This window comes from Methylobacterium sp. SD274, from assembly GCF_017355285.1.
Lineage (GTDB): Bacteria > Pseudomonadota > Alphaproteobacteria > Rhizobiales > Beijerinckiaceae > Methylobacterium.
This window is the reverse complement of the sequence record NZ_JADIJP010000029.1, coordinates 1-17,375: the sequence shown is the minus strand read 5'-3', so window position 1 is coordinate 17,375 and position 17,375 is coordinate 1. Positions and strand designations below refer to the sequence as shown.

The window sequence follows — 17,375 nt, the reverse complement described above, 5'->3', positions numbered from 1 at the left end:
TGCCGCCGGGCCGGCAGGTTCGTCTCCAACGGCACGGTCTCGGTGGCGAAGTCCACCTCATACCGGATAGGGGCCGGCCGTGATGACGATCCGCTTCCGCCTTACGGCCAGACCTTGAGCGCCAATGGTCTGCGGACGAGGTCCCGGTCCGAGGTCACCTGGCAGCCCTCCCGGCGCAGTGTCACGTAGGTGACGAGGGCGGTGTCGCCCACATCGTCGAAGTTGCGGCCCGTCGCCTGTGGATCGAGAATCGACGGATAGGCGATGAGGTCGCCCTTGGCCGTGCAGGGATCGTCGTAGAGCGTGGAGCCCGCGAGGAGCAGACGCGGCTGATCCCAGGTGAGGAGATCCCGCGACGTCGTCCAGTAGAAGCCGGATTGCGGAACCTTGGCGCCGGCCGCGGCCATGAAGACGGCGATCCAGGCCCCCGTACCGCGATGGCGCACCACCGCGCCCACGGGCAGGCCGAACGGCTCCAGCGGCTTGCAGGGCTCGGTGAGCAGGGTCGGCTTGGTGTAGGGATCGGGGAAGGCGGCAGTGAAGCCGAGCCCGGTCCAGGCGCGCCAGCGCGTCGGGTCGGAGGGCGTGTCGGTGCGGAACAGGCAGGCCCCGGCGGATTGCTCGCTGCCGCCGGAAGACCAGCCCGTGGTGGCGATCAGCACATAGCGCCAACGCCCGTCCGCCACGATGTTCGATGGATTGAAGAAGCCCCGCTGCCGGCCCTGGCCGACCTCCTGACGGAACGGCGCCCCCGCCACAATGACGGGCGGCCTGGCGCGGGTGAAGCTGCGCCCGCCATCGCCGGAAGAAGCGGCGACGATCGTGTTGTACCAGCACTCGATATAGACTTTCGAGCGGCAGCGGCCCTCGTGCTCGTTGGCCTGGTACTCGTGGTGGAGGAGGGCCGAGACCGCCTTGCCGTCGTCGGTCCATGTGGCCGTGATCCAGGTGCGGTCGTCATAGGCCGCCGGATCGGCCTTCTCGCCGGAATCGAGCACCACGGCGCAGTCGAGCTTCAACTGGTCGAGGCTCGGTCCGCGCAGGGCCCGGTTGCGGTAATGCATGCCGAACAGGGCGATGCCGCCCGCTGAGTCGCGGAAGGCTCGGGCGGAGGCGTCCGGCACGTCCGCCCCGTCGCAGGCATCGCGACCGGCCTTGAAGATCGTCGTCGGCGCTCCGACCAGGGTGAGGGCGGAAAGCGGCGGTTCGGACCGCGCCGCGACCTCTTGAGGAAGCAGGACGAGCAGGAGGAGCGCGAGAAGCCGCGTCATCGGATGAGCCTGGACATCCGCGCCGGTTTGGGTTTTGAACCGTTACAGTCTGCTTCACCCGGCCTGGCGCGGCTCCCGCGATCCACAGGCTCGATTCGAAGGCCCTTCATGCTCATCCTCATCCTCGGTCTCGTGCTGTTCCTCGGCACGCATGCCTTTTCCATGTTGAGGACGAAGCGCGCGGGCGTCATCGACGAGGTGGGCGAGAGCCGGTTCAAGCTCGGCTATACCGTGCTGTCGATCGTCGGCATCGTGCTCATCGCCTATGGTTTCGGACAATACCGCGCGGATGGCTACATCCAGGTCTGGAACCCGCCGGTCTGGACGCGCCATCTCGCGCTGCTGCTGACGCTCCTCGCCTTCATCGCTCTGGCCTCCGCCTACCTGCCCGGCCACATCCGGGCGCGGGCCAAGCACCCGATGCTGCTGGCGGTGAAGATCTGGGCGACGGCCCATCTCCTCGCCAATGGCGACCTCGGCTCGATCCTGCTGTTCGGTAGCTTCCTCGCCTGGGCAGTGATCGCCAGGATCAACGCCAAGCGCCGCGCCCTGTCGGCTGGCGCGGTGGCCGCCCAGCACGGCGCCGTCGCGGCCCCGGCCGGCTGGCGCAACGATGCGATCGCGGTCGTTGTCGGCTTCGTCGTCTGGTTCGCCTTCGCCAAATATCTCCACCCGTTGCTCATCGGCGTGGCGGCCTGGCCGGGGCAGGCCTGAGACCGGCCGCACTCACCGCTCGCCGCTCTCCAAGCTATCCAGTCGCCAAGCCGGCTGCGCTGTGCTACGCGCCGGGCTTGGATTTTCCTCAAGGCCGTCGATCGTATCGCGGTCGGCGTGAGACGATATGGCCGAGAACAACGAGTTCATCCGCGAGGTCAACGAAGACTATCGCCGTGATCAGGTCGCCCGGATCTGGAAGCGCTACAGTGGTCTGATCATCGCTGTTGCGATTCTCGTCGTGGCCGGCGTCGGCGGTTATCGCTACTGGCAGCACGATCAGCGCGTCCGTGCGGAAGCGGCGTCGGAGAAGTTCGAGGCCGCCAATCGTCTCGCCAAGGATGGTAAGGGTACGGAGGCCGACAAGGCCTTCGAGGCGCTGGAAGCCGATGCACCGGGCGGCTACCGGATGCTGGCCCGGTTCCGCTCCGCCACCGAGACCGCCAAGCGCGACGCCGCCGCCGGTGCGACCGAGTACGATGCGCTGGCCGCCGACACCAAGCTCAGCGATGGCCTGCGCGACCTCGCCCGCCTGCGCGCCGCCCTGATCCGCCTCGACCAGCAGAATCCCGATACCACGCTCGCCAGTCTCCAGGGGCTCGCTGCCCCGACCGGCGCGTTCCGCCACACCGCTCGCGAAATGCTCGGACTCGTGGCGCTGAAGCGCGGCGAATACGATGCCGCCGGGCGCTGGTTCGACCAGATCGTCGCCGATCCGCAGACGCCGGCGAACCTGCGCCAGCGTATCGAGGTCTATGCTGCCCTCGTGGCCGGCGGTCCGGTCACGGTGACCGCGGCTCCCGCTTCCGAGCCGGCCGCACCCCCGCCCGTGACGCGCTGAGCCGAATTTCGGCACGACGCCTGCACGACGAATTTTCTCCGTACGACGACTGAATCGAGACCACCATGGACATGCCGACCGTCGCTATCGTCGGACGGCCGAATGTCGGCAAGTCGACCCTCTTCAACCGTCTGGTGGGCAAGAAGCTCGCCCTCGTGGACGATCGCCCCGGCGTGACCCGCGACCGGCGCGAGGGCGACGTCAACTTCGGCGGATTGGTGTTTCGCATCATCGATACGGCGGGGCTCGAACAGGCCGACGCCGATTCGTTGCTCGGCCGCATGCGCGCGCAGACCGAAGCCGCGATCCTCGAGGCCGACGTCGTGCTGTTCGTCATCGATGCCCGCGCCGGCATCCTCCCCGCCGACCAGCCCTTCGCCGAACTGGTGCGCCGGGCCGGGTGCCCGGTGGTGCTCGTCGCCAACAAGGCCGAGGGCGGCACCGGCCTGTCCGGCGCCTACGAGGCGTTCTCGCTCGGCCTCGGCGACCCGATCCCGTTCTCGGCCGAACATGGCGAGGGTATCGGCGAGCTGCATGACGCGCTCACGGAGGCTCTGCCCAAGCTCGACGACGAGGAAGAGGGATACGACGACGACCCGTCGAATCGCTCGCTGAAGGTCGCCATCGTCGGCCGCCCCAATGCCGGCAAGTCCACCCTCATCAACCGGATGCTCGGCGAGGAGCGCCTGCTCGTCGGCCCCGAGGCCGGCATCACGCGGGATTCGATCTCCCTCGACTGGGAATGGCGCGGGCGCCGCATCAAGCTCCACGACACCGCCGGCATGCGCCGCAAGGCCCGCATCGACGACAAGCTCGAAAAGCTCGCCGTGTCGGACGGCCTGCGCGCCGTGCGCTTCGCCGAGGTGGTGGTGGTGCTCCTCGATGCCACGATCCCGTTCGAGAAGCAGGACCTGACCATCATCGATCTCATCGAGAGCGAGGGCAGGGCCGTGGTCATCGGCCTCAACAAGTGGGATCTCGTGGCGGACCAGCCCGGCCTGCTGAAGAAGCTGCGGGAGGATTGCACCCGCCTGCTGCCGCAGGTGCGCGGTGTGTCCGTGGTTCCATTGTCGGGGTTGGCCGGTGACGGCATCGACGCGCTGATGAAGGCCGTGACCGAGACATTCGAGGTCTGGAACCGCCGCGTCTCCACCTCCAAGATCAACGATTGGCTCAGCGCGGCCACCCAGCGCAACCCGCCGCCTGCCGTGGCCGGCCGCCGCATCAAGATTCGCTACGCCACCCAGGTGAAGAGCCGCCCGCCGCACTTCGCCCTGTTCGGCAACCAGCTCGACGGCCTGCCGAAATCCTACACGCGCTATCTCGTCAACAACCTGCGCGAGGCCTTCGACCTGCCCGGCGTGCCGATCCGGCTGTCCCTGCGCACCTCGAAGAACCCGTTCGACAAGGACAACAAGGGCTGAGCCTCACGACCCGCAGGTCGTTTCGCTCAGCCAATCCACCACGTCGTCCAATCCCTGGCGGTTGGTGCGGCCCTTCTCGCGCGCGGCCTCGAAAACGGCGATCTGGCGGTCGGCGCTGGTGCCCTTCGCCACGATGGTGCGGGCGCGCTCGACCTCCTCACCGCAGCCGAGCGCATCGGCATCCGCATCGATGAGAGCCAGGACCTTGTCGAGGGCGTCGGCGAAGGGGAGGGCATCCTCGCTGGTTTCGTCGATGATCTCGGCCTCGGTGCCGCTGCGCTGGGTGCGCCAGAGGTTTTCCTCGGCCAGGGCGAGAGAGACGCCGTCGAGATCGGCGTTGAGGTCCGGCTGGCGCACGACGCAGCGCACGAGGCAGCGGAAGAGTGCCGCCACCGTGAGAGCATCCTCGAGCCGGGTGCAGGAATCCGCCACGCGAAGCTCCAGCGTGGGAAACTTGATCGACGGACGAAGCGACCACCACAGGAAGCTGGCATCCTGGATCGAACCGGCCTTGGTCATGATCCGCAAATAGCGCTCATATGCCTCCGGGCCGGAGAAGAGCTGCGGCAACCCCGTTCTGGGCAATTCGCCGAAGGCACTCAGGCGGTAGGCGGTGAGCCCCGTCGGCTTGCCCTGCCAGAACGGCGACGAGGCCGAGAGCGCGAAGAGCAGGGGCTGGAACGGCAGCAGCCGGTTCATCAGGTCGATCCGGGCCGCGGGATCGGGCACTTCCACATGGACATGCATGCCGCAGATCAGGCTGCGGCGGCCGGCGAGACCCACATCCTTGAGGATGCCGCGATAGCGCTCGCCCTTCGTCGGCAATTGCCGCGCCCAATCCGCCACCGGATGGGTGCCGGCGGCGAAGACCATAAGCTCGTGTTTCTTGGCCAGCCGGCCAAGGGCACCGCGCTGCCCGGCCAGGATCTCTTGCGCCTCGCTGAACTCCGTGGAGGGCGGGGTGCAGACCTCCACCTGACACTGCAGCATCTCGCGCCCGATCTCGGGCAGGCGCTCGCTCGCTTCGGTATGGAACGGCTTCACCGACCGCCGCGGCGTCCCTCGCGTCTCGGCATCGGCCAGGAAGTATTCCTCCTCGATGCCGAAACGGTAGCTATGCGCGGTCATGCCATCATCCTGCGAGCGACCTCCATCAACTCGTAGGGCGAAAGGTCGTTGCTCCTCAGCTTCGCAATGCGCCACCCACCAGCCAGGCCGGATCGAACCAGCGGTCGGCCTCGCCGTCATAGGGCAGGCGGGTGATGTCCCAGTTCTGGATGTACTTGGCGTAGACGTTCCAAACCGTGATGCCGCCGCCGACGAAGATGCGCCGGCCCGGATAGCGCTTGAGCACCTCTTCCGGGTCCTCGTGGCTGCGGATGACGTCGATGGTGCGGTCCTTGAAGGCGAAGTCCGGCACGGAGGCCACGGTCTTCGGCCCGGCGATCAGCACGTGCCCCATGGTCAGCGCGAAGAAGCGCGTCACGTCCTCGACGAAGAGCGGATCGGTGTTGCCCTCCCAGGGCAGGTGCCCGTTGAGGCCCAACTGGCCGCGCAGGCCGATGGCGCAGATGCAGCGAACGTCGATCATGATGGAAACCTCAATGAAGGCGGGTCACTCCCGCCACCGACCTCATCCTGAGGTGCCGCGAAGCGGCCTCGAAGGAGGGCTCCAGACCGCACTGCGAGTCCTGGAGCCTTCCTTCGAGGTCTTCGCTTCGCTCCAGCACCTCAGGATGAGGTCGCGGGCAGGTTATGGGTGACAGAAAAGCTAAGCCGCCATCTGCGGCGTCAGCACCCGGTCGCTGGGGAAATCGTAGATCTTGCCCGATTGATCCCAATCCGGGCTCGCGAGCCGCACGAAATGCGGGGCGAGGTCGTCCGGAGTCTTCAGTGTCGTCTCGTCCTCGCCCGGCATCGCCGCCTTGCGCATGGATGTACGGAGGGGGCCGGGATTGAGCAGCATGGCCCTGATCGGCGTCGTCTCGGTCTCCGCCGCGTAGGTGCGCACGAGGGCGTCGAGAGCGGCCTTCGAGACCGAGTACGGCCCCCAATAGGCCTTGCATTTCTGCGCGGCGCCGGAGGTGACGAAGATGGCGCGGCCCGCATCCGACCTCCGCAGCAGCGGGTCGACGGAGCGGAGCAAGCGCCAGTTGGCGGTGACATTGATGTCCATCACCTGCATCCAGGTCTTGGGCGTCACGTGGCCGAGGGGCGTCAGATTGCCGAGGATACCGGCATTGCCCACGACCACGTCGAGCTTCTGCCAGCGCTCGTAGATGCTTAGGCCGAGCCGGTCGATCGCGTCGAAATCGGTCAGGTCGAGGGGCACGAGCGTCGCGCTCGATCCCGCCTGCCGGATCGCGTCGTCGAGTTCCTCCAGTGCCCCTTGCGTCCTGGCGACGGCTACGATGTGCGCGCCGGCCTCGGCGAGGGCCAGGGCCGCCGCCCGGCCGATGCCGCGCGAGCAGCCGGTGACGAGGGCGATGCGGCCATCCAGGGGCTTCGTCGTCATCGGTCGAATCAATCCGCTTCGGCGAGCATCGCGAGACGCTTCGGCCCGGCGATGGCGAGGTCGGTCAGGCCGGTCGGGTAGTCGCCCGTGAAGCAGTGATCGGTATATTGCGGGCAGGATTCATTCCGGCTCTCCTCGCCCATGGCCTTGTACAGCCCCTCGATCGACAGGAAGGCCAGGGAGTCCGCGCCGATGTAGCGGCGCATGCCTTCGAGGTCGTGGGTGGCGGCGAGCAGCTTCTCGCGCTCGGGCGTGTCGATCCCGTAGAAATCCGGATAGGTGATCGGCGGCGAGGCGATGCGGAAATGCACTTCCTTGGCACCGGCCTCGCGCATCATCCGCACGATCTTCACCGATGTGGTCCCGCGAACGAGGCTGTCGTCCACGAGGACGATGCGCTTGCCTTCCACCACGGCGCGGTTGGCCGAATGCTTCATCCGCACGCCGAGTTCACGCACCGACTGGGTCGGCTGGATGAAGGTGCGCCCGACATAATGGTTGCGGATGATGCCCATCTCGAAGGGCAGGCCGGTCTCCTGCGCGAAGCCGAGGGCTGCCGGCACGCCGGAATCCGGCACCGGAATCACCACATCGGCGGCGGTGGCGGATTCGCGGGCCAGTTCGTGGCCGATATTCTTGCGGACGGAATAGACGCTCTTGCCGTTCACCACGGAATCCGGCCGGGCGAAGTAGATGTACTCGAAGATACAGGGGCGCATCGGCTGCGACGGCGCGAACCGGATCGATTCGATGCCCTCCTCGGAGATGACGACGATCTCGCCGTTCTCCACGTCGCGGATGAACTTCGCGCCGATAATGTCGAGAGCACAGGTTTCCGAGGCGAGGATGTAGCGGCCGTCGAGTTCGCCGATGACCAGCGGGCGGATGCCGAGGGGGTCGCGGGCACCGATGAGCTTCTTGTTGGTCAGCGCCACGATGGCGTAGGCGCCCTGGACCTGCCGCAGGGCTTCGGTGAAGCGCTCGACGATCAGGGGCGCGCGGCTGCGGGCGGCGAGGTGCAGGATCACTTCCGTGTCGGAGGTCGACTGCGTGATGGCGCCGTCGCGGACGAGGTCGCGGCGGATGGAAAGGGCATTGGTGAGGTTGCCGTTATGGGCCACCGCGAGGCCACCGCTGGCGAGTTCGGCGAAGAGCGGCTGGACGTTGCGGAGGATCGTGCCTCCGGTCGTCGAGTAGCGCACGTGGCCGATGGCGGCCGAGCCTTCGAGGTGCTCGATGGTGGAGCGGTCGGAGAACGAATCGCCGACGAGGCCGGGCCGGCGTTCGGAATGGAAGATGTGCCCGTCGAAGGAGACGATGCCCGCCGCCTCCTGGCCCCGGTGCTGGAGGGCGTGGAGGCCGAGCGCCACGATGGCGGAGGCGTCCGGATGGCCGAAAATGCCGAAGACGCCGCACTCTTCGCGCAGCGTGTCCCCGTCCCGGTCCAGCCCATCCACCACGTCGACCGAATGGCGGGCGCTCGCGCTGCGTGCTGACATCTGGTTCTGCGATCCTAAGGTGGCCCGCCGCTGCCGGTTTCGGCACCGTCCACGGACCGGCTTGCATCCTGCGACCGTTTTATGACGACGGCTGCTTCCTGCAAGAAGCCGTCATTTAGTCGGCCTTGGTTCCGCAACCAAGCGGCTTGCCACGCAGATCAGACGCGCTGCGTGAGAAGGTCAGCGTCGTGTGGGCGACTCCGTCCGGCGTTGCGCGGGCGCCGTATCGCCCTCACCGGCCGGCTCGACCGGGTCCGCCGTGCCGTCGCCCTTGGACTTCTTGAACTGCTTCAGGAACCCTTCCGGGTTCTCCGGCAGCTGCGCCACCAGGGCGTCGCCCGATTTCTCGAGCATCGGGCGGCTGCGGGCCTGCGCTGCCCAATCAGGCATCTTGCCCTGAACCAGCCAGGCCAGGAACACCCAGCCGATCACGCAGATGAGGAAGCCGCGCCCAGCGCCGAAGACGAAGCCGAGGGACCGGTCGATCGCGCCGATGCGCGAATCGAGGATCATGTCGGAGACCTTCACCGTGATGATCGACACGATGACGAGGGTAAGGAGGAAGATGGTGGCGATGGAAGCCACCAGCGCCACGGTGGCATTGGAGACGTGCTGGCTCACCGTGGGCAGCAGCAGGGGATAGAGCTTCCAAGCGACCGCGGCGGCGGCGACCCAGGCGACGATGGCGAGAACCTCGCGCGTCGCGCCGCGGACGGCGGCCAGAAGGGCCGAGATGACGACGATGCCGAGAACGGCCAGATCGAGAACGGAAAACGGCATTGATTGGTATGGTCGCACGGGGCAGAGGGGCTGACTATTGCCTGCTCGTGCGGCTCCCCCTCGCCGCCGCGCCTGTATATCGTGCGGAAACTCGGCCGTCACCCTCCGGTACGCCCTCCCTTCGCCAGCCTCACTCGTCGTCTTCGTATTCGTATCGCGCTGGGTTGCGCTCGGGCCGGCCGCGTTTGGGCGCGCCGCTGGCGATGCCGGCCACGAGATCCGCAATGTGGCGCAGGGCTTCCGTGGGTAGGGAATTGTCGCCGACCTCGTTACGCCCCTGTGGCGTGACGGCTTTGGCGAAGCCGAGCTTCAACGCTTCCTTCAACCGCGACGGTGCCTGCGCCACCGGCCTGATCGCTCCCGAGAGACCGATCTCGCCGAAATAGACGGTCTCGCCCGGCAGGGCCGCGCCCGACAGCGATGAGACCAGGGCGGCTGCTACTGCGAGATCCGCCGCCGGCTCCGTGATCCGCAGGCCCCCTGCGACATTGAGATAGACGTCGTGGGTGCCGAGCCGGATGCCGCCATGAGCCTCCAGCACGGCGAGCACCATGGACAAGCGGTTGGGATCCCATCCCACCACGGCGCGGCGCGGCGTGCCGAGGGAGGAAGGCGCCACCAGGGCCTGGATCTCCACCAGCAGGGGCCGCGTGCCCTCCATGCCGGCGAAGACCGCGGTGCCCGGTGCCGCATGGTCGCGTCCCGCGAGGAAGAGCGCCGACGGGTTGGGCACCTCCGCGAGGCCCCGATCGGTCATTTCGAACACGCCGATCTCGTCGGTGGGGCCGAAGCGGTTCTTCACCGCCCGCAGGATGCGGAAGTGATGGCCTTGGTCGCCCTCGAACGAGGCGACGGCATCGACCATGTGCTCCACCACGCGGGGACCGGCGATCTGTCCGTCCTTCGTCACGTGGCCGACGAGGATCACCGCCGTCCCGGTGGTCTTGGCGAAGCGGATCAGCGATTGGGCCGAGGATCGGACCTGGGTCACCGTGCCGGGGGCGGATTCCACCGTCTCCGTCCACATGGTCTGGATCGAATCGATGATGGCGAGTGCCGGTGGGCGCCCCTGGCTCAGGGTCTCGACGATATCCTCGACATTGGTCTCGGCGGCGAGATCCACCGACGCGCTCGACAGGCCGAGGCGCTCGGCCCGTAGCCGCACCTGCGCCACCGCCTCCTCGCCGGAGATATAGACGACCCGTTCGCCGGTGCGCGCCATGGCGGCGGTGGCCTGCATCAGCAGGGTCGACTTGCCGATGCCTGGATCGCCGCCGAGCAGGATCACCGAGCCGCGCACGAAGCCGCCGCCGGTGACCCGGTCGAGCTCGCCGATGCCGGAGGGAATGCGCGGGGCCTCGCGGGCCTCGCCGGTGAGCCCTTCCAGAGGAAACACCCGCCCCCGCGCCCGGCTCGGCCGCGTCTTGACCGGCCCGGCCTGCGGGCCGCTCGCGCCCGTTTCCTCGACGATCGTGTTCCAGCCGTTGCAGGCTTCGCAGCGCCCGCGCCAGCGATTGTAGACGGCGCCGCAGGATTGGCAGACGAAGGTCTGGTGGATCTTGGCCATGATCGCCTTTTGAAGAAGCACGGACGACAGTCTGCGGCCATCCAACCCGCGCCCTCATCCTGAGGTGAACGCGCCAGCGGGCCTCGAAGGAGACCTCCAGGGCCGGCGGCGCCATCTGGAGTTCTCCTTCGAGGCCTACGCTTCGCTTCGGCACCTCAGGATGAGGCGGTGGATTTGGAATCGCCGGATCAGTCGGTAGACTCTACATAACGACGAACATATCGTGAACCAAGGCCGGTCAGGATTTCGTAGCCGATGGTGCCGGCGGCGTGGCCTACACTGTCTACATCGAGGGAATCACCGATGAGAACCGCCCGTTCGCCGCGCCGGGCGCTGGGCGCATCGGTGACGTCGAGGATGATGAGGTCCATTGAGATCAGGCCGACGATGGGGCAGGGCACCCCGCCGACGAGGGCATGGCCGCGCCCGCTCGCCGAGCGCGGATACCCGTCGGCATAGCCGATGGAGAGGGTGGCGAGCCGTCGCGGACCGGGAGCGGTCCAGCGGGAATTGTAGCCGGCGCTGTCCCCCGTCTCCACGTCGCGGATCTGGGCGATCCGCGCTTCGAGACGGACGACCGGCCGCATCGGGTTCGACCGCCACGGCATCGGGTTGCCGCCGAACAGGGCGTAGCCCGGCCGAAGCATGTCGTTCGCGATGCCTGCGCCGAGATAGCAGCCGGAAGAATTCGCGAGCGAACCCGGAATGCCCGGAAAGGCGCGGCGTACCGTGTCGAACTCCTCGCACTGGCGTCGGTTGATCGCCTCGTCCGGCCGTTCGGCGCTGACGAGATGGCTCATCAGCAGGTCGATCCCCGCCGCTGGGATGATCGGGTCTCCGGCGAAAGCCAAGGCTTCGGGGATTGTCAGGCCGAGGCGGTTCATACCCGTATCGACGTGAAGGGCCGCGGCGAGCGGTCTCCCCGCCTCTGCAGCCAGCGCCGCCCATTCCTCGAGTTCCTCGCGCGACCCGAGGACCGGGCGCAGGGTATGCGCGGCGAGGATGGGGCCGCTGCCGGGAGCCAGGCCGTTGAGGACATAGATCGCCGCTTCCGGCAGAAGCGACCGCGCGATGACCGCCTCGCTCGCATGTGCGACGAAGAACGTCCGGCAGCCGGCCTGCCACAGGACCGGTGCGACCACGGCCAGACCGCAGCCATAGGCGTCGGCCTTCACCACGGCGGCGCAGGGGATATGCGGGGCCTGCGCGCCGAGCCGGCGCCAGTTCTCGGCGATGGCCGCGAGGTCGATGGTGAGGCGGGCGCCGTGGATGGCGGCCTCCGGATGAGCGATCGCCATTGCAGGATCTCGTTCGAGCGCGGTGATGGGGCAGTCTCCGCTGCCTGCAAATCTCATGTGAGGAACCGGAGTCTACCGTCTCTCGCAGGCTGGACCATAGAGTCGACGGTCTCTGTAGCGTGCTTCCCACCCGCTTGCGGGGGTAAGGGATTCACATCCGCTCTTTCAAGCAGACCGCGTCCATCTCAGCCTTGTGGCGAGAGGTTAGGAGCGGGGGTGATTGGGGGCCCCTCGATTGGCTGAGGCCAGGGGACCGATCCCCGCCTCCAACTCCTCCCCACAAGAAGGAAGAGGGTCACCCTCACTCGGCGGTATGGAACCGATTACATGCGCTCCGGCATCCGGTCTTCGCTGGCCAGATCCGAGAAGCGCGTGATGTTGGCGTCGAACTGCAGCTCCACCGTGCCGGTGGGGCCGTGGCGCTGCTTGCCGAGGATGACTTCGGCCTTGCCATGGACGCGGTTCATCTCCGCTTCCCAGGCGAAGAACTCCTCGGTGCCTTCGCGCGGCTTCTTGTTGTTGACGTAATATTCCTCGCGGAACACGAACATCACCACGTCGGCGTCCTGCTCGATCGAGCCCGATTCGCGAAGATCGGAGAGCTGCGGGCGCTTGTCGTCGCGATTCTCCACCTGACGCGAGAGCTGCGACAGGCCAATGATCGGCACCGCGAGTTCCTTGGCCAGCGCCTTCATGCCGGTGGTGATCTCGGTCATCTCCTGCACGCGGTTGTCGCTGCGCTTACCCGAACCGGAGAGCAGCTGCAGGTAATCGATGATGAGGAGGTCGAGACCCTTCTGGCGTTTCAGGCGGCGGGCGCGGGCGGCGAGCTGCGCGATGGAGATGCCGCCGGTTTGGTCGATGTAGAACGGGATCGTCTGCATGTCCCGGGCGGCATCGGTGATCTTGTAGAAATCCTCCGGCCGGATGTCGCCGCGGCGGATCTTGTAGGACGGCACGCCGGATTGCTCGGCGATGATACGGGTGGCCAGCTGCTCGGCCGACATTTCGAGGGAGAAGAACCCGACGATGCCGCCGTTCTTGGTCTCGATCCGCCCGTCGGGCTGCTTCTCGCCCCGATAGGCCTTTGCGACGTTGAAGGCGATGTTGGTCACCAGCGAGGTCTTGCCCATGGCCGGGCGGCCGGCGAGGATGATCAAGTCGGAGGATTGTAGACCGCCCATCTTGGCGTCGAGATCCGACAGGCCGGTAGCGATACCCGAGAGCTTGCCGTCGCGCTGGTAGGCCTTGGCGGCCATGTCCACGGCGGCGGTGAGTGCATCGGAGAATTTCTGGAAGCCGCCATCGTACTTGCCCGATTCGGCGAGCTCGTAGAGCCGGCGCTCGGTGCCCTCGATCTGGTCGCGGGGCGAGGATTCCACCGGCGCCTCATAGGCACCGTTGACCAGATCCTCGCCGATGGTGATCAGCCGGCGGCGAATGGCGAGATCGTAGATGGTGCGGCCGTAATCACCCGCATTGATGACGGTGGTCGCCTCGGCCGCGAGGCGGGCGAGATACTGCATCACCGTCTGGCCGCCGAGATCGGCGTCACCGAGATAGGTCTTGAGCGTGATCGGGGTCGCGAGCTTGCCGACCTTGATCAGCGAGGCGGCGACCTCGAAGATCTTGCGGTGGACATCCTCCATGAAATGCTCGGGCAGGAGGAAGTCCGAGATCCGGTAATAGGCGTCGTTGTTGACGAGGATCGCGCCGAGCAGCGCCTGTTCCGCATCGATGTTGTGAGGCGCGACGCGGAACTCCTGCGTGACGCTCTGTAGGTTTGCCGTCAGGGCGTTGGGCAGGGCCATGGGCTGACTCGAGGCTCCGACTTCTTCGACACCGCGCGGCGATTCCGTCGCCGCATCATTCCGCTACCGCAAGACCATGGCCCAGGCATGGTTAGCCGAACCTTAGCCGATTCGCGCGACGCGCCTTTCGCGCCACCCTCTCACCTCATCCTGAGGTGCCCGCTTCAGCGGGCCTCGAAGGAGGGCTTCGGAACCCGACGCGCGAACTGGAGGCCTCCTTCGAGGCCTCCGCTGTGCTCCGGCACCTCAGGATGAGGTGGCCGGGTGGGATGGAGTGCGTGTGTCCGAACACGAAAAACGCCTGCCACCCCTTTCGGGATGACAGGCGCTATGCTGGAACAAATCGGGAACCAGTCAACCCCTTCGGACGACGATCCCCGTTCTCCACCGCTCTCGCGGGGATGCTTACTCGCGGTCGTCGCCGGCTTCGGCGAGAGCGGCGCCGACTTCCAGGCCGAGGTCGTCGAGGTTGAACGCCTCACGCTCGGTGGTCGATTCGCCGCGGGCCTGACGCTCGGCCTCTTCCGGCGAACGGGCGACGTTGACGGTGACGGTCACCTCGACCTCGGGGTGCAGCACCACCGGCACGTTGTGCAGGCCCAGCGTCTTGATCGGCTGGTTGAGGGCGAACTGATCGCGGCCGACGGTGAAGCCCTCGGCGGTGACGACTTCGGCGAGATCGCGGGTGGAGACCGAACCGTAGAGCACGCCGGTCTCGCCCGACTGACGGATCAGCACGAAGCTCTTGCCCTCGAGGGTCTCGGCGACGGACTGGGCCTCGGTCTTGCGCTCCAGGTTGCGGGCTTCGAGCTGCGCGCGCTGGGTCTCGAAGTGCTTCTTGTTGCCGGCGGTGGCGCGTAGGGCCTTGCCGCGGGCGAGAAGGAAGTTGCGGGCGTAGCCCGGCTTCACGTTCACGGTCTCTCCCATCTGGCCGAGTTTGGCGACGCGCTCGAGGAGGATGACTTCCATGATCTTGGTCCTTGCTGGGGTGGGGTGTGTCGAGAGAGATCCGGCCGCGTGATGCGGGAGGCGGGCCTCAGGTTCGTCCGGCGTCCTCCTTGGGACGGCGCCGGTTGAAGGCGGTGTCGGCGAGGCCGAACAGCGTCAGGGCGAAAAGGGCGACGCCCTGCGTGAAGAACAGGATCAGATAGAGCCCGAACAGGAGGGCCATGCGTCCGGGCCGGCCACGGCTGCGGTCGTGGAAGGCGGCGAGGCCCTGCATGGCGAAGGCGGCGGTCAGCGCACCGATGAGGCAAACGCCGAGGACGCCTGGATAGCCGGGCACCAGGGCCAGCACGAAGGCCGCTCCCAGGATGCCGAGGACGGAGCGCGGCATCGCGGTTGAGGGGATGTCGGGCCAGGGCCGAGGCAAGCGGCCGGAAATGCGCACGATCCGGCCCGCGGCCCAGAGATAGAAGGTGAGCAGCACGGCAAGACCCTGCGTCGCCAGTCCGGGGGCGATCGTCGCCAGGGCATCGGCCACCGCGTTCTGCTGGTCGGTGCCGGGTTCGGCGGAGGGCGCCGTCTTCGTATCCGATTCCGCCTGGGTCGCGGGCGTCTCTGTGGGCGTGGGACTCTCGGAGGCCGAGGGATTCCCCGTCGTCGAAGGGGTTCCTGCAGGAGCAGCGGCGGGTGGCGCGGGGCGGGTCTTGCCCTGCATCGTCACCAGCGTGCGCGTCATCCCGCGCAACTGGGTCTGGAAGGTCTCGAAGTTCGGCGACGCGATGACCGCGATGGCGACGAAGGCGAGCCCGGCCGTGCCGGCGGTCCAGGCGAGAAGCCGCCCGGTCGGGTACCATTCCATGGTGCCGTCGGCATTCGGGCGGCCGAGCAGGGCGAGATAGGCCAGCCACCAGGCCGGCAGCGCCAGATAGGCGAGGAAGCCGAGGCCGAGGAAGGGCTGCAGGAAGGAGAGCGCGATGGCGCCCGTGATCGCAGCGACGAGGGCGGCCTTGTGGCTCCAGCCGAGGCCCACGATCAGGATCGGGAGCGGGGCGAGCAGGTAGAGAACGATCGACAGCAAAGTGCCCTTCAGCAGGACGCCGAAGAGGAGTGCGGAGACGAGGCCCGCGCCGATGCCGATACCGAGAAACTGTGTCATCGATCCCGCTGTCCCGCTGTCCCCGAAAAGGGCAGGGTTAGAGGCGTTTCATTTCGCCCCAACGACGTCCGGCAGCGCGCATGCGGCCGATACGAAGAATGTTTCCGCCGACCTGTGGCAGCGGAAGTGAAGATTCTGCGCCGCCGCGCGGGCGGCGGGCGTCCTGGCCCGGATCGAACCGAGCCAGGACGATGGTCTTACTTGATCACGTAGGGGAGGAAGCCGAGGAAGCGGGCGCGCTTGATCGCCTGGGCGAGTTCACGCTGCTTCTTGGCCGACACCGCCGTGATGCGCGACGGCACGATCTTGCCGCGCTCGGAGACGTAGCGCGACAGGAGCTTGACGTCCTTGTAGTCGATCTTGGGAGCGTTCGCGCCCGAGAACGGGCAGGTCTTGCGACGACGGAAGAAGGGACGACGTCCGCCGCCCGCACCACCACCACCACCAGCGGCAGGAGCCGCACCAGGTCCAGCACCGAAACCCATGGCTTAGTTCTCCCCGCCGAAGCTGCGCTCGGGACGGTCGCCGCGATCACCGCGGTCGCCACGATCCCGGTCGCCACCGAATCCACCACCACCGAAGCCTTCGTCGTCACGACGACGGCCGCGCTCACGATCCTTGCGGTCGTCGCGGTCGCGCTTCTGCATCATCGCCGACGGCTCGGACTCGAGCTCTTCGACGCGGACGGTCATGAAGCGCAGGACGTCCTCGGAGATCTGCATCTGGCGCTCCATCTCGGCGAGAGCCGCCGGGGGGGCGTCGACGTTGAGGAGCGTGAAATGCGCCTTGCGGTTCTTCTTGATGCGGTAGGCGAGGGACTTCACGCCCCACATCTCGATCTTCTCGACCTTGCCGCCATTGGCTTCGATGACGCCCTTGTAGGTCTCGACCATGGTCTCGACCTGCTGGGCCGTCACGTCCTGGCGCGCCAGGAAGACGTGTTCGTAGAGAGGCATAACGGGCCCTTCATAGCAAAAGGGGCCCGACGGCACGGATGTGCGGATGTCGATCGTCGGGCCGGTTCAACGCGTTTCACCCGGCGCCAAGCCCTTCGAGCCGTTTGAAGGCCCGAGCGGTTGATCGAAGGCGGAGACACGGGACGATGGAGCGAACTCCGCATGCCGGACAAGCCGGCACCGTCCGTTCAGCCCCCAGCCGGAGCGAACGCGAGCTGCGGCGCATAGACGAGTTCGGGCGGGATGGCAAGGATGACGGTAGACATGATCGCCCCGATCCCAGCGGCAAGGAAGCCCGCGAATCGATCCGCATCCGATGATAGAGGAGCCGCCGGAACGCTCACGCCATGTTCGAGGATCGCCCATGCGGGACAGCTACCGAGCCGCCGCCCTCCTGTTCTGCATCTCAGCGTCGGGCCAGGCTCTCGCCGACGAGCCCGTGCTGCAGACGGTCGATTACGCCAATACGCGCTATTCGAAGCTCGACCAGATCAATGCCAGCAACGTTAAGCAGCTGCAGGTGGCCTGGACGTTCTCGACCGGCGTCCTGCGCGGCCACGAAGGCTCGCCGCTCGTCATCGGCAACATGATGTACGTG

The 17,375-nt window shown here is 67.2% G+C and carries 16 protein-coding genes and 1 pseudogene; 4 read left to right on the top strand and 13 right to left on the bottom strand.

Annotated elements, in window-relative coordinates:
• Positions 1-101 precede the first annotated feature (101 nt).
• The gene (locus IPV08_RS20105; RefSeq protein ID WP_207413188.1) at positions 102-1,271 is read right to left on the bottom strand and encodes a hypothetical protein; all 1,170 of its coding nucleotides are present in this window, start codon (positions 1,269-1,271) and stop codon (positions 102-104) included.
• A 108-nt stretch (positions 1,272-1,379) separates the two neighbouring features.
• On the opposite strand from IPV08_RS20105, the gene IPV08_RS20100 reads away from it, so the two are divergent.
• The 3 genes from IPV08_RS20100 to der all read left to right on the top strand — a co-directional run bounded on the left by IPV08_RS20100 (position 1,380) and on the right by der (position 4,250).
• Positions 1,380-1,985 carry an NnrU family protein gene (locus IPV08_RS20100; RefSeq protein ID WP_207413186.1) on the top strand — a complete coding sequence of 202 codons (606 nt, stop codon included), beginning with the start codon at positions 1,380-1,382 and terminating at the stop codon, positions 1,983-1,985.
• Positions 1,986-2,112: 127 nt separating this feature from the next.
• The gene (locus IPV08_RS20095; RefSeq protein ID WP_207413185.1) at positions 2,113-2,826 is read left to right on the top strand and encodes a tetratricopeptide repeat protein; all 714 of its coding nucleotides are present in this window, start codon (positions 2,113-2,115) and stop codon (positions 2,824-2,826) included.
• 65 nt (positions 2,827-2,891) lie between these two features.
• A complete protein-coding gene (gene der, locus IPV08_RS20090; RefSeq protein ID WP_056432361.1) occupies positions 2,892-4,250 on the top strand; it encodes a ribosome biogenesis GTPase Der in 1,359 nt (452 codons plus the stop codon).
• Between the two features lie 3 nt (positions 4,251-4,253).
• On the opposite strand, the gene IPV08_RS20085 is transcribed toward der, so the two are convergent.
• The 12 genes from IPV08_RS20085 to rpsF all read right to left on the bottom strand — a co-directional run bounded on the left by IPV08_RS20085 (position 4,254) and on the right by rpsF (position 16,777).
• Positions 4,254-5,378 (bottom strand): carboxylate-amine ligase, encoded by a 1,125-nt coding sequence (locus IPV08_RS20085; RefSeq protein ID WP_207413184.1) that lies wholly within the window; start codon positions 5,376-5,378, stop codon positions 4,254-4,256.
• 55 nt (positions 5,379-5,433) lie between these two features.
• Positions 5,434-5,841 (bottom strand): dihydrofolate reductase, encoded by a 408-nt coding sequence (locus tag IPV08_RS20080; protein ID WP_056432367.1) that lies wholly within the window; start codon positions 5,839-5,841, stop codon positions 5,434-5,436.
• 180 nt (positions 5,842-6,021) lie between these two features.
• Entirely contained in the window at positions 6,022-6,765 is a 744-nt protein-coding gene (locus IPV08_RS20075; RefSeq protein ID WP_207413183.1) for an SDR family NAD(P)-dependent oxidoreductase, read from the bottom strand.
• 8 nt (positions 6,766-6,773) lie between these two features.
• Positions 6,774-8,264 carry an amidophosphoribosyltransferase gene (gene purF, locus IPV08_RS20070; protein ID WP_207413181.1) on the bottom strand — a complete coding sequence of 497 codons (1,491 nt, stop codon included), beginning with the start codon at positions 8,262-8,264 and terminating at the stop codon, positions 6,774-6,776.
• Between the two features lie 180 nt (positions 8,265-8,444).
• Positions 8,445-9,044: a CvpA family protein gene (locus IPV08_RS20065; protein WP_207413179.1), complete on the bottom strand. Its 600-nt coding sequence runs from the start codon at positions 9,042-9,044 to the stop codon at positions 8,445-8,447.
• A 130-nt stretch (positions 9,045-9,174) separates the two neighbouring features.
• On the bottom strand, positions 9,175-10,611 hold the full coding sequence (gene radA / locus IPV08_RS20060; protein WP_207413177.1) for a DNA repair protein RadA: 1,437 nt from the start codon (positions 10,609-10,611) through the stop codon (positions 9,175-9,177).
• A 188-nt stretch (positions 10,612-10,799) separates the two neighbouring features.
• Positions 10,800-11,909, bottom strand: coding sequence for an alanine racemase (gene alr, locus IPV08_RS20055; protein ID WP_207413176.1), 1,110 nt, complete (start codon positions 11,907-11,909; stop codon positions 10,800-10,802).
• Positions 11,910-12,232: 323 nt separating this feature from the next.
• Positions 12,233-13,720 (bottom strand): replicative DNA helicase, encoded by a 1,488-nt coding sequence (locus IPV08_RS20050; RefSeq protein WP_056254796.1) that lies wholly within the window; start codon positions 13,718-13,720, stop codon positions 12,233-12,235.
• A 405-nt stretch (positions 13,721-14,125) separates the two neighbouring features.
• Complete coding sequence (gene rplI, locus IPV08_RS20045) at positions 14,126-14,689, bottom strand: 50S ribosomal protein L9 (protein ID WP_056140488.1); 564 nt, start codon at positions 14,687-14,689, stop codon at positions 14,126-14,128.
• A gap of 67 nt (positions 14,690-14,756) precedes the next feature.
• Positions 14,757-15,821, bottom strand: coding sequence for a hypothetical protein (locus IPV08_RS20040; RefSeq protein WP_207413175.1), 1,065 nt, complete (start codon positions 15,819-15,821; stop codon positions 14,757-14,759).
• A 197-nt stretch (positions 15,822-16,018) separates the two neighbouring features.
• Positions 16,019-16,306, bottom strand: coding sequence for a 30S ribosomal protein S18 (rpsR, locus tag IPV08_RS20035; protein WP_056432380.1), 288 nt, complete (start codon positions 16,304-16,306; stop codon positions 16,019-16,021).
• A gap of 3 nt (positions 16,307-16,309) precedes the next feature.
• Entirely contained in the window at positions 16,310-16,777 is a 468-nt protein-coding gene (rpsF, locus tag IPV08_RS20030; protein ID WP_018045048.1) for a 30S ribosomal protein S6, read from the bottom strand.
• A gap of 364 nt (positions 16,778-17,141) precedes the next feature.
• Between rpsF and IPV08_RS20025 the strand changes: the two are divergent.
• Positions 17,142-17,375: pseudogene (locus IPV08_RS20025) on the top strand (PQQ-dependent dehydrogenase, methanol/ethanol family); the annotation flags it as partial.